Source organism: Pseudarthrobacter sp. CC4 (assembly GCF_048957775.1).
In the GTDB taxonomy this organism is placed as follows: domain Bacteria; phylum Actinomycetota; class Actinomycetes; order Actinomycetales; family Micrococcaceae; genus Arthrobacter.
On record NZ_JARCCZ010000025.1, the window covers coordinates 49,380 to 61,687 of the forward strand.

Annotated in this window: 12 protein-coding genes; 3 read left to right on the forward strand and 9 right to left on the reverse strand. The window is 66.1% G+C overall.

Annotated features, from left to right (window positions below):
• Window positions 1-25: 25 nt before the first annotated feature.
• Complete coding sequence (locus PV768_RS16985; protein ID WP_157242020.1) at window positions 26-487, reverse strand: pyridoxamine 5'-phosphate oxidase family protein; 462 nt, start codon at window positions 485-487, stop codon at window positions 26-28.
• A 278-nt stretch (window positions 488-765) separates the two neighbouring features.
• Here PV768_RS16985 and PV768_RS16990 point away from each other — a divergent pair, with 278 nt between their 5' ends.
• A complete protein-coding gene (locus tag PV768_RS16990) occupies window positions 766-2,421 on the forward strand; it encodes a GAF domain-containing protein (RefSeq protein ID WP_421093672.1) in 1,656 nt (551 codons plus the stop codon).
• 45 nt (window positions 2,422-2,466) lie between these two features.
• Here PV768_RS16990 and PV768_RS16995 read toward each other — a convergent pair whose 3' ends face one another.
• Window positions 2,467-3,141, reverse strand: coding sequence for a response regulator (locus PV768_RS16995; RefSeq protein ID WP_157242021.1), 675 nt, complete (start codon window positions 3,139-3,141; stop codon window positions 2,467-2,469).
• Between the two features lie 275 nt (window positions 3,142-3,416).
• Here PV768_RS16995 and PV768_RS17000 point away from each other — a divergent pair, with 275 nt between their 5' ends.
• Window positions 3,417-3,884, forward strand: a complete 468-nt coding sequence (locus PV768_RS17000; RefSeq protein WP_157242022.1) for a universal stress protein — start codon at window positions 3,417-3,419, stop codon at window positions 3,882-3,884.
• A gap of 14 nt (window positions 3,885-3,898) precedes the next feature.
• Here PV768_RS17000 and PV768_RS17005 read toward each other — a convergent pair whose 3' ends face one another.
• Complete coding sequence (locus PV768_RS17005) at window positions 3,899-4,426, reverse strand: hemerythrin domain-containing protein (protein WP_323057081.1); 528 nt, start codon at window positions 4,424-4,426, stop codon at window positions 3,899-3,901.
• Window positions 4,427-4,554: 128 nt separating this feature from the next.
• Window positions 4,555-4,992: a VOC family protein gene (locus PV768_RS17010; RefSeq protein ID WP_323057082.1), complete on the reverse strand. Its 438-nt coding sequence runs from the start codon at window positions 4,990-4,992 to the stop codon at window positions 4,555-4,557.
• A 137-nt stretch (window positions 4,993-5,129) separates the two neighbouring features.
• Between PV768_RS17010 and PV768_RS17015 the strand changes: the two genes are divergently transcribed.
• Entirely contained in the window at window positions 5,130-5,741 is a 612-nt protein-coding gene (locus PV768_RS17015) for a hypothetical protein (RefSeq protein WP_421093658.1), read from the forward strand.
• Window positions 5,742-5,782: 41 nt separating this feature from the next.
• On the opposite strand, the gene PV768_RS17020 is transcribed toward PV768_RS17015, so the two are convergent.
• The 5 genes from PV768_RS17020 to PV768_RS17040 form a co-directional block, all read right to left on the reverse strand.
• On the reverse strand, window positions 5,783-8,578 hold the full coding sequence (locus PV768_RS17020) for an HAD-IC family P-type ATPase (protein ID WP_421093659.1): 2,796 nt from the start codon (window positions 8,576-8,578) through the stop codon (window positions 5,783-5,785).
• An 18-nt stretch (window positions 8,579-8,596) separates the two neighbouring features.
• Window positions 8,597-9,577 carry a polysaccharide deacetylase family protein gene (locus PV768_RS17025; protein WP_421093673.1) on the reverse strand — a complete coding sequence of 327 codons (981 nt, stop codon included), beginning with the start codon at window positions 9,575-9,577 and terminating at the stop codon, window positions 8,597-8,599.
• Window positions 9,578-9,625: 48 nt separating this feature from the next.
• The gene (locus PV768_RS17030) at window positions 9,626-10,084 is read right to left on the reverse strand and encodes a universal stress protein (protein WP_421093660.1); all 459 of its coding nucleotides are present in this window, start codon (window positions 10,082-10,084) and stop codon (window positions 9,626-9,628) included.
• 117 nt (window positions 10,085-10,201) lie between these two features.
• Window positions 10,202-10,540: a hypothetical protein gene (locus PV768_RS17035; RefSeq protein ID WP_421093661.1), complete on the reverse strand. Its 339-nt coding sequence runs from the start codon at window positions 10,538-10,540 to the stop codon at window positions 10,202-10,204.
• A gap of 118 nt (window positions 10,541-10,658) precedes the next feature.
• Window positions 10,659-12,263, reverse strand: coding sequence for a DUF4389 domain-containing protein (locus PV768_RS17040; RefSeq protein WP_421093662.1), 1,605 nt, complete (start codon window positions 12,261-12,263; stop codon window positions 10,659-10,661).
• Between the last annotated feature and the right edge of the window lie 45 nt (window positions 12,264-12,308).

Here is a 12,308-nt window from a genome sequence, read left to right on the forward strand (position 1 = left end):
CTCAGTGCGGCGGTGAAGATGTGCCTCAGGCCCTGTCGCCCGGCTCCTGCGGGGCCCACCACCGGGTAGGCGGGGCGATCACGAATCGCCGCCCGGTGATCTCCTCGGGTGTAACGCGGATAAGGCTGTTCTTTGGTCCCGCCTGCCAGGGCGAGAGCCCCGCGTCGGCGGCGTCCTGGAATTCCTCGGCGTCGGTAACGACCACAGCGTGGCCCTTCACCACGACGCTCCAGGCGATGGTGCCGTACTGGTTCAGGCCGTCGGCCTCCAGCGCCACCACCCTGCGTTCCGCCACTGCATCCAATTTCGTGCCTTCTCCCGTCCGGATCAGCAGTGTTCCGTTGCTGGGCACGTAGTTCACCGGGAAGATTTCCACCGTGTTGCCACGGGTGAAGGCCATTCGGCAAAGGGAGGTGGACCGAAGGTATCTCCAGCAATCATGTACGCCCAGGCTTTCGGCTTCCGGTTCTGTCGCAGCTGTATCCATGGCCGTAGCCTAAGGCGGGGAATCCCACCCGGCTAGGGAAGAAGGTCCCGCAGCATTTCGTGGCAGTCCGCGGGCATTGCTAAGCGTTTCAATTAGGGCATTTCAGGCCTTGACTTTTTCTTCTAAACTGGCCACAAGGTATGCCTTCGTGCTCAGGCAAAGGTGACTTTTCCGGGGGAGCAAACCGGCCCGGACGATTGAAGTGCTGCTGGGCCCGCAGCGTCGCGGGTAACTGTCACAGGAGGTCGGACGTGAGTACTGAGCCGTGGCGCTCTCCTATGAAGGAAAGGGCAGAAGACCTCCTGCGGGATTTTGTTGCCCGTGCGGACGAATTGCTGCAGACCCAGGAACGGATGAACGGCCTCCTGGCTTCCGTGGTGGCCCTGGCCGAGGATCTGAGCCTGGAAGCCGTGCTGGACCGACTGGTGCGGTCGGCCTGCGAACTTGTCGGCGCCAGGTACGGTGCGCTGGGGGTCATTGCCGAGGACCGCAGCCTTAGCCATTTCATCACTGTGGGAATTAACGACGACGCGATCGGGTCCATCGGGGACCTGCCGACAGGGCATGGCGTCCTGGGACTGTTGATCCGCGAGCCGCGGCCCCTGCGGCTGCACGACCTCGGCCAGCACCCCATAGCGTCAGGTTTTCCCAGGAACCACCCGCCAATGAAGACTTTCCTTGGCGTACCCGTGCGCGTGAGGGACGAAGTGTTCGGGAATCTTTACTTGACGGAAAAGGACGGCGGCCAGGACTTCACGCCGGAGGATGAGGACCTCGCCGTCGCTTTGGCTGCTGCTGCCGGTGTGGCCATCCAGAATGCCCGCCTTTTCGAAGACAGCAAGCGGCGCCAGAAATGGCTGGAGGCGGGCATGGAGCTGAGCAGCCGGCTGATCATGACCCCGCACCCCGAAACTGAGGACAACCTCGATCTCGTTGCCGAAACCGCATTGAGGGTGTCGGATTCAGCGCTGGCCGTGATTGCCGTTCCCGCTGGTGACGGCGCCCTAAGATGCAGGGCATCCCTGGGGGTGCAGGGCCTGCAGGCGGGGCAGGAAATTACCGGGTCGGACGAGGTTTCCCGGGTCATTGAAACAGGGGAGTCGCTTGTGGCGCGGGACCCCCGCCTGGTATTTGATGACGAGGTCGTTGAAAAGCTGGGTTCGGTCCTGGTGTGCCCCCTGGGCCACAGCAACAGTGAAAATGGCGTGCTGCTGCTTGCGCGTCCGGTGGGCGCGGCTGCCTATAACCAGGCCGAAATTGAGTCCAGCTCGCTTTTCGGCAGCAGGATCGGGCTGGCACTTGACCTGGCCCGCGTCCATGCCTTGCGCGAACAGAACCTGCTGTTCACCGACCGGGAGCGGATTGCCCGTGACCTGCACGATCTCGTTATCCAGAGGCTGTTTGCTTCGGGGTTGAGCATCCAGAGCCTCCGCCGCTACACCCTGGATCCTGTCGCCCATGAGCGGATCGCGGTCGTCACGTCCGAGCTCGACGACACCATCAGGAAGTTGAGGGACACGATCTACTCCCTCCGCACGGGCGAGCAAGAGCGTGAACCGCTCACGGGCCGCATCCTGAAGGTGGTGCAGGAGACATCCCGGAGCTATGCCGTGGCACCGAAAGTCGCCTTCGCCGGGCCCGTGGACGATGCTGTCAGGGAGAATATCGCCGGCCACCTGCTGTCCGTCCTCTCGGAAGGACTGAGCAATGCGGCCAGGCACTCGGGCGCCGAGGAAATCCGCGTCACCGTTTCCGTCACCCAAAAACAGGTTGAACTGGTGCTCACGGACGACGGCTGCGGTTTTGGCGAGCCTGCCAAGGCCAGCGGCCTCGCGAACATGCGGCACCGCGCAGAGCTGCTGGGCGGCACCTGCATCATTAAGAGCGCCCCGGGGGAAGGCACCCGGATAACCTGGTCTGTCCACCGCCAATGATCTGCGCCGAAAACGACTGAATGTTGTACACCGCCGTGCACAGGGTTACTGGGCGTCCTGTGCATTCCGGGTGACATAGACGGCTGCCTGGGTCCGCCTTTCGAACCCCAATTTCGCCAGGATGGAAGAAACGTAGTTCTTCACGGTTTTCTCCGCCAGGAAAAGTTCCTCACCGATCTGGCGGTTCGTCAGTCCTTGCCCGATCAGCGCCAGTACCTTCTTCTCCTGCGCACTGAGCGCGTCCAACCGCGGGTCTGTGGGGGCTTTGGAAAGGCCGGCGATAATCCGCTCCTTGACTCCGGGCTCGAACAGCGATTCGCCCATGGCGGCCTTGCGGATGCCCTGAAGCAGGTCGTCACTCCTGATCTGCTTGAGGATGTACCCGGACGCGCCTGCCAGGACAGCCCCGCGGATGGCTTGCTCGTCGTCGTAGCTGGTCAGGATCAGGCAGTGCAGGCGGGGGTCGAACGAGCGCACGTCCCTGCAGACCTCGATGCCGGTGCCGTCGGGAAGCCGACCGTCCAGGATCGCAATATCCGGCTGCAATGCCGGGATGCGCCGGGTGGCTTCCGCCGCCGATCCGCTTTCGCCGACCACCACAAACCCCTCACCCTCCAACAGGTCCTTCAGTCCCTGCCTGACGAGTTCATGGTCGTCGAGGATAAAAACGCGCAGGGGCCCGCGGAGACCTGCTGTCCCTTCCGGGCCTGACTCATGCATTTGCACCCAACCGCTCCCATTTTCATAAGGACCAAAACTCACTGCTGTGTGAGGCAGCCCTGCCAAGGGCTTAGGACTATTCTTCCTTGCCCACAGATCGGCAGGAAGGGACCAAAGTCTGGAGTCGTGGTCATACAACGCACCCTGTGGCCGCGACTGTGCCGGGCCGGCCGGTCCTGCTGCCGGCCGGCATCCCCCTGTGACTTTAGGCCCTATCCCGCAGGCCCGCACCTTCTCCAGTCTTGGAACAGGCCAAAGAGAATGGAGCCCGCATCATGGATGCCCCCGAACGGCACCCCAAAATAATTGTGGGCGTGGACGGTTCCGACGCCTCTGTTTCCGCCCTCCGGACGGCCGCAACCCTGGCCGGGCCGCTCGAAGCAACGGTGGAGGCTTGGGCATGCTGGGATGTTCCGGCCGGCTTCGGGCTCTACCTGGTAGTGGGTGTTGAAGGTTTTCAGTACGCTGCGGAGCAGTCGCTGGAGCAGGCGCTCACAGCTGCGTTCGGCCCGGAGCGGCCGTCATATGTCCATACCCGGCTGATGCGTGGAAAACCCGGCGAGCTCCTGGTTGAGGGGAGCCGCAGCGCCTCACTCCTCATCGTTGGGCGGCGGGGGCACAGCGGCTTTGTGCCGGGCTCGGTCAGTTCTGCGTGCGTCAGCCACGCCCATTGCCCTGTCCTGGTAGTCCATGCCCCGGACGAAGAACGCGCCCGCGCGAGAGGAGCCGACGGCGGAAAATAGGGACGCCGGGCAGGTCACCGCTGGTGCGCGCCGCCGTCGTGCGTTTCCGCGTGGTGCCCGCTGCCTTCCCCGGTCAATTCGTGGAGTCCCTTGACCGCTGCGGCAAGGGAAAGCTCAGGGGAGCCGGCAACGAAGGGCATCAGGAGGCGGTTTTCCTTATCCAGGTGCATGGCAAACATCCGCTGGATGGCAGCGCCGGCAACTGCCGCGGACAGTCCCTTGGACGTGCGAAGTTCCTCCACCAGGTCCACGATGACGCGGTGCTCGGCCAGCATTCCCTCCACCAGGAGCCGCCCCTCCGGGGTGTCGCGGGGTCCACTGTACAGGGGCCCCTCTTCTGCCAGGGCGTGGGGAATAAGCTCGTTGTCGCACCAGTCCAACAGCGTTGCATGTGCTGTTCGTTCGGCTTCCGTGTCGCCTGCCTCAACCGCTTCCATCAGCTGGGCCACCAGCCCCTTGAGCTGCCCGAGCATGTTCGCGTGATGCTGTTCGACGGCCTGGAGCGCCTGGGTCTCGGCGGCGGCGTCCTTGGGGTGGTTCATGGTTCTCTCCCTAACTTATATGCCGGCTGTTGGCTGCGGACTGCTGGTAACGGATCGACGCTTGCCTGCCATTAACTATGGGCAGCAGGCGCAGGCCGCAGGCAGAGCCATTGGTCCCGGTCAGGGTGTCAGTCGTTTTTCAGTTTCTCGGCGAGCATCAGGAGGATTCCGCTGGGACCGCGGAGGTACGTGAGTTTGTAGGCATCGCCGTAGGTCGCCACGCCGCGGAGCGGATGGCATCCGTGCCTCGCAGCTGTTTCGAGGGCTTTGTCGATGTCGTCGACCGAGAAGGCCACACGGTGCATGCCGATGTCGTTTGGACGGGTCGGATTCAACTCGATCGCTTCGGGGTGGATGTATTCGAAGAGCTCAAGTTGACCCCGGCCGTCCGGGGTCTGGAGCAGCGCAATCCTGGCATGGTTGCCATCAAGCCCCACGGCAGTGTCGGCCCACTCGCCGCTGACAGTGTCACGGCCGACGAGTATCAGCCCGAGGTCGGTGAAAAAGGCGATGGCCGCTTCGAGGTCGCGAACCGCGATACCGACGTTCTCAAGTTTGATGGCCATGCATTGAAGCTACCAAGGCGGACAGGCCGGCTCCAGTGCCACCGCAGGGCCTTTGGCACTGGTGTTCCGCGGCTGCCCGTCCCACTCTGGGGAAGACACCGGAAGGAGGACTGTGACCGGTGGCTAAGGGGCCCGTTGTGACGCGCAGAAACACATTCTTCGCCCGCTGGGTGGGCTGGGTGAGCCTCGGCGAGAGCCTGGGATTCCTTGCCCCCGTACTCGCCCAGTCCGTCCCTGTTGCCCCGGGGCCCGCGGCGGCGGTTCCGCTGCTGGTGCTGGCCGGCCTCGTTGAAGGAGCGGTCCTGGGGTGGTTCCAGGTGCGGGTGCTCAGGACAACGCTGCCCGGCGTATCGGTTCTGCGGTGGGTCCTGCTGACGGCCGCCGCGGCGGTGGTTGCCTGGACCGTGGCACTGCTGACCTTCGGCAACGAAGGCTGGCAGGGCTGGCCCGCACCCGCCCAGGCCGCTACGGGAGCCGTGGCGGCCGTGGTCATCCTGGTTTCGATCGGCCTTGCGCAGTGGTTTGAGCTGCGGCACCACGTTCCGCGGGCCTGGCGGTGGGTGGCAGGAAGCGCCGCCGCGTGGACGGCAGGACTGGGCGTCTTCATGGCGGTGGCCACGCCGCTGTGGCAGCCCGGCCAGGATGTGTGGCTGGTTGCCGCCATTGGAGCCGGGGCCGCCGTTCTGATGGCGGTGGCCATGGCCGCGGTCACCGGGTTGGTGATGGTCCGGCTCCTGCCGAAGACGTAAGGCACGGCGGGCCGGGCGTTGGCCGCATCGTTGAACGGCCCCTAGAACTCACGGCGCCGGAAGCGCTTTTCCACTGCCACAACCAGGGACGCGAGCAGTGCGATGCCCAGGATCCGCAGCCAGGCTTCCGCCGTGATCGGGGCCGTATGGAAAAGCTCGTTCATCAGCGGCAGGTACGTGATGGCCAGTTGGCCGGCTGCCTGGACCAGGACGCCAAGGATGACCCAGCGGTTGCTGAAGAAGCCGATTCGCCAGACCGACCTGGTGAGGGAACGGCAGCTGAACAGGTAGAACAGTTCCACCGCAACAAAAAGGTTGACGGCCGCCGTCCGGGCTTCCGCGAGGGACGCGCCGCCAGCGAGCTCAAGTTCGAAGATCCACCAGGTGCCTGCCACGAGGAGGGTGGAGACCAGCAGGATCCGAAGGGTAAGTGTCCAGGTCAGCAGCGGTCGGCCGGGGGCCCGTGGCGGGCGGGACATAAGGCCCGGTTCCTTCGGCTCGAAGGCAAGCATCAGGCCCAGGGCCACAGCGGTGGTCATGTTGATCCACAGAATCTGGGTGGGCAGGACGGGGAGCGTTGCCCCGATCAGGATTGCCACCAGGATCACCAGGCCTTCCCCCATGTTCGTGGGCAAGGTCCAGACGATGAACTTGGTCAGGTTGTCGAAGACGTTCCGGCCTTCCTCAACGGCAGCCTCAATGGTGGCAAAGTCGTCGTCGGTGAGGACGATGTCCGAGGCCTCCTTGGCCACTTCCGTTCCAGAGCGCCCCATGGCTATGCCCACGTTCGCCTGCCTCAGGGCCGGTGCGTCGTTGACGCCATCGCCTGTCATGGCGACGACGTTTCCCCGGGACTGCAGGGCGCCGATCAGGCGAAGCTTCTGTTCGGGGGACACCCGTGCGAAGACCGTTGCCCGCTCGACGGCGTCGGGCAGTCCGTCCGCGGGTATCGCGTCAAGTTCAGTTCCGGTCAGTGCCGTCCCGTCCGCCCGGTCCGCGGTCAGGCCCACCGCCCTGGCAATGGTGGCGGCTGTTCCCACGTGGTCTCCGGTGATCATTTTCACTGCCACGCCCGCCTGGTGGCAGGCCTGCACCGATGCCGCCGCTGCCTCCCGCGGCGGATCGAACATGGCCTGCAGTCCCGTCAGCGTCAGCTGCCCGTGCAGGCTTGACTCGGCCAGGGCGCCGCCGGCAGGAAGGCGCATCATCGCCGTGGCAAGCACCCTCAGCCCGGTGCCGGCGAACCGGTGGGCCTCATCGAGTACTGACTGCCTGGCCAGCGGCATGGTGCGGCCCTGGTGATCCATCTGCCCCGCGCACAGCTCCAGCACGCGTTCCACCGCGCCCTTGACCAGCACAATGCCGGACCCCGTGCCGCTGCCGTCCGGGAAGGCGGAGGTGTGGAGGGTTGCCATGTATTGGTGCTCCGAGGCGAACGGCAGCGTGCCGGTCCGCGGATGGGAGGAAAGGAACTCCCCGGCCTCCACGCCGCCCTTCCCTGCCGCCACCACCATGGCCGCCTCCGTGGGGTCCCCCCGGGCCTGCCAGTGCTGTCCCTCCCTGATGATCCTGGCGTCATTGCAGGCGCCTCCCGCCAGAAGGGACCAGTACAGCGCCTCGTCCTGCGCCGCCGCCGCCGTCCGGTCCGTGGCGGTTCCGGCCGCCCGGACGCCGGCCCCGGCGCGGAGGACCTGCCCCTCCGGGCCGTAACCGGAACCTGTCACCTCGTACCTTGCGGACGGTGTCCAGAGCGCACGCACCGTCATCTGGTTTTCCGTAAAGGTGCCGGTCTTGTCCGAACAGATAACGGTGGTGCTGCCCAACGTCTCAACCACCGGCAACCGCCGGACCACGGCGCGGCGCCGGGCCATGCGGCGGACACCGATGGCGAGGGTTACAGTGACCGCTGCCGGCAGGCCTTCAGGAATCGCCCCCACAGCCAGTGCGACGGCGGCGGTGAACATCTGCGCGGGCTCCTGGCCGCGTGCCACGCCGGCAAGGAAAGCCACGGCGGCCAGGGCAAGGATGGCCACCGTCAGCGTCATGCTGAAGCGTGACAGTTTCTGGGTCAGCGGTGTAGCCACCGGCTGCACCGCACCCATAAGCCGATGGATCTCGCCGAGTTCCGTCTCGCCGCCGATTGCGACGACGACGCCTGCCCCGCTGCCCGCGGTCACCAGGGTGCCGCTGTAGACCATGTTCCGGCGGTCCGCGACGGGGGTGGTCGGGGGCAGTACCACCTCGTCCTTGGCGACTGCGTCGGATTCTCCCGTCAGCGCTGACTCATCCGCGCGCAGGCCGGACAACCTGACCAGCCGGAGGTCCGCCGGCACTTTGTCGCCGGCTTCGAGCAGCACGAGGTCCCCCGGTACCAGCTCCTCGGAGGGAACCTCGCGCCTCTGCCCGTCCCTTGTGACCACGGCACGGGTGCGGACGAGGGAATGCAGCGCATCCAGGGCAGCCTCTGCCCGCACCTCCTGGACGAAGCCGATCGCCGTGTTCACCAGGACGACGGCGAGGATGACGCCCGAGTCCAGGTACTCGCCCAGGGCGAGAGTGACGGCGGCCGCGGCCAGCAGGACGTAAACCAGCGGGTTGTTGAACTGCCGCGCCAGTTTCCGGAGAATTCCCGCACCCCGTGAGCGCGGCAGGGCATTGGCACCGAACTGTTCCTGACGGCGGGCCACCTCCGCGGAAGCGAGGCCCCGCACGTGGTCTGTCCCAAGCAGGAGGACCACCTCGTGCAGGGGAAGGCCGTGGTGGGCCGGATCAGGCATACCGTTCGCGGCCGGACCGGATTTTCTGCCTCCAGGCCCTGCCTGCCGGGCCTTAGCCATGGGTCTGGCCCTCCTTGCCTACGGGGCCAGCAGCGCGTCGAGGGTGACGAAGCCATACCCCGCGGCGCTGATCCGGTCGATGATCTGTGGCAGGGCATCGGCGTCCAGGGTAGTGCCGTCGTTGGGATTGGAGCCGATGTGCATCAGGACAATTTCGCCCGGCTGCAGGCCAGCCAGTGTGCGGTCGGCAACGATCTGCGTGTTGATCCCGCCGCTGGTGCCTTTCCAGCCCAGGGTGTCCACAGTCCAGCGGACTGCAACATAGCCCAGGTCGTTGACAGCGGCAATGGTCCGGGCATCGCGTTCCCCGAAGGGAAAGCGGAACAGCGGCGTGGGGTCGGCGCCGGCGGCCAGGATGGCCTGTTCCGCTCCGCGCACCTGCTGCGCAATCCCGGTACCGTCGAGGCCGGTGAAACCAGGATGGGTCATGGAGTGGTTGGCCACCCGGTGCCCCGCGGAAACAATCTGCCCCACCCCTCCGGGATTGGTGTCTGCCCAGTTCCCGGTCAGGAAGAACGTGGCGGCAACCCCTTTTGCGGACAGGGTGGAGAGGATTTTCGGCAGCCCCGCAGCGTTGGCCCCCGCGTCGAAAGTCAGCGCCACGACCTGCCCGGCGCGAGGGATGACCGTGAGGTCCTGGTCACGGAGCGAGGCCGGAAAGGGAGCTGCGGGCGGAACCGGGCCAGAGGTGGCAACGGGCTCCGACGGCGGGGGAACAGGGACGGGAGGTACGGTAACCGGCGGCTGGACGGGATTTTGGCCGGCCTCGGGTGGTTCTGTCGAGGCTTCCGCAGGCTGCGAGGCCGAGGGAACGGCGCTGGATGCATCGGGGCTGGGGCTTGACGCCACCGGGGTTGCGGAGGGGCTCGCAGAGCCTGACGGCCCTGCCGCCGGCGGGCCTCCCGGCGCCCTTAGCAAGAGGGCCAGGACTATGGCGAGGGCCAGCAGGGCGAGGGCGGCCGCCACGGCCGCCACCCGCCGTCGTCCGCCCTGCCGCATTGTTGTCAACGGTCTGTACCTGCTGTGCGCCGGCCCAAGCTGCCCTGCCTAGGACAAGGCCGTGTGGGTTTCCGGTGTGTGGACCACCAGCACGGGACAATGGGCGTGGGCCACCAGGGCGGAACTGACTGAGCCAAGCAGCAGCCCGCCAAAGCCGCCGTGGCCGCGCCTCCCCACCACGACCATGTCCGCGTCGCGGCTGGCTTCGATCAGTGATTCCCGGGGATGGCCGCGGACCAGCGTGGAAATGACGTTCGACGGCGTTTCGTCACCGAAGGCGGTCTTGACCGCCTCAGCCAGGATTTCCCCCGCGCGTTCCTCGAAGCCCTCAATGCCCATCATCACGTAGCCTGTGTAGACCTGCGGATAATCCCAGTAGGCGTTGGCCAGGACCTTCGCCCCGAGGGGCACCGCCAGCCGCTGGGCCTGCCGCAGGGCTTCAATGGAAGCCTCCGATCCGTCGACCCCCACCAGTATCCGTGCGAACGGCGCTCCGGAAGTATTCATCTCAGCTCCTCATGCGGCGCGTGCGGCCACACTGGCAATAGTGTCCCGGCGGGCTCCCGCAAAGGTAGGGCCGAAAGTCACTGCAGGCGGCAGTGCCGAGGGGTGGGAAGGGCCAGGCTAGTCGGTGTGCCGGCCCTCCTTCAGCCACAGCGTATCGCCCTCGACCCGGTCCAACTCATCCGATGCGAAGTAGGCATGACCAGCCAACAAGCCGGACCTGTCGACTTTCACGTAGCCGATCCGCAGGAGCCTCTCTGCGGTGTGGTGGGGCAACCTGGACGTGGCGGCAAACCCATCGACCGCCGTATTGACGAGGCCTCCCGTTTCAGGGTCTGTTTGGCCGTCAGAGGTCACAGCCTCCGGATCACCCATTTTCAGGTCCTCGACCTTGCTGATTTTCTTCCCGTCCGACGCTACGACGTGCATTCCTTCGCGCACCTGCTCGATGACCGCCATGGCCTTCTCCTCTTGTCCGCAGCCGCTGATTGCAGAACCAGTTTAGGGCGGGCTTGCAGCCTGTAATAGAGGCTGACCGGCAGGCGGCAGGACGCTCCGGCAGCATCAAGGCAGGCCCTCACTCAAGGGGCGGGGTGGCTCCTGGTACGGCGGTCCCGCCAGGGGGAGGCGGTACCTCACGGGCGCCCTGGTCCAGCCGGAACGGAGGGTACTCGTCCCGCATCAGGGCCGCATAGGCCAGGACGCGGTAGATCCATCGGTTGATGCCGAGTATCAGGTCGAACAGCGGGCGCTGGTAGCGGCCGGTGAAGAGCAGGGCCACTACTGCAACCAGGACCAGCAGGCCCAGCAGCGACAGGCCTGTGCTCCGTTGGTAGGTGGTTCCCAAATCATCGGTCTCCGCCTGCCAGCTCCAGGGGGTGCCGGAGAAGGCTGCGACGATGAGCAGGTGCGGGATCGCAAGCAGCCACGACTTGACCAGGACCAGCCCCCGGGAGAGGCGTTCCGGGTAGTCCACCTCGAAATCGGCAGGATAATTGGTGCGTGCCAGGGTGAACGGCGGGTAGAGGTCCGTTCCTGCAGCGGCGTAGGCGTAGAAAGCCACTCGCCAGTTCCAGCGCAGGACGCCGACGTTGAAGTCAAACAGGGGCCGGGGATAGCGCCCGGTGAACAGGATGGCGAACCACGCCGCGATGGTGGTTACGACGAACGCAAACCAGAGGAAGAACAGCACGATGAAATGCGGGATGGCAAGGAACCACTTGACCAGCCACATTGCTCGCGACAAGGCCGGGTCAAGGTCGCCGAAGAGCCGGGCCGGGTAGGGTGCGCGGTCGGCCCGGTCGCCTTGGCCGGGCTGTTGCAGGGGCGGAGTTCCCGGTGAGCCCGGATAACCGGGACCTCCTGGGGTGCCTTCCGCTCCCGGTGCTCCGCCTGCGTATCCGGGTGGTGGTGCATATCCGGGGACCGGTCCATAGCCGGGGGGTGGTGCGTATCCGGGGGGCGGTCCGTAGCCGGGTGGTGGCGCGGCCGGCCCGCCGGAGTGCGGCCCCGTGTGCCGGCCGAGTCCGACGGCTCCCAGGATCAGCAACGGAATCCCGATTGCCAGCGCAACGGCGCCTCCCACCAGCAGCCCCGTTGCCGCGGGCCGGATCAGGTCGGAGCGGAAACCGGCCTGCACTTCGGCATTGACCCCGGGGCTGGCATCGGCATTCATGATGACTATCGCCCAATTGCCTGCGGCAAGGTCCCACGTGAGATCCTGCTGGCCGGCCCCGGAGGCAGAGGTGCTCCAGAACGTTTGCTCTCCCGGGGGTACGGGGGTGCCGGTGCCCGGGATGTCGCGGTATTCGGCCCGGAAGGGCCGGCTGTCGACTTTAATCAGCTCCGAGTGATGCACGCCCGAAAGATATCGCTCGACGTCGGCCTGCGGGGCGACGCCCACGAAGATCTCCTTGCCGGGGTCCAGGGAAGAGGCGCGCAGCCTGAGCGTACCGACGTCGAAGGGAACGCGGGGCGGTACGCCCCCGCCTACCGCCTCGAGCCTGGGCGAGGTCAGGGCGTGGGATCCAACGGAGAGGCGTTCCGTGCGGGTGGTGAGGTATCCGTCGCCTTGGGCGGTCCCCACTACGGACGCCACGGCACCTCCGGCCAGGATGGTGGCCCCGACGATTGAGATCAGGATCCCGAGGATAAGCATGATTACTGCAGCAGTCTTTTTCATGGTGCCGGCCCGGAACGTAGGGAATGGGACAGGTGTGTGCGGGGG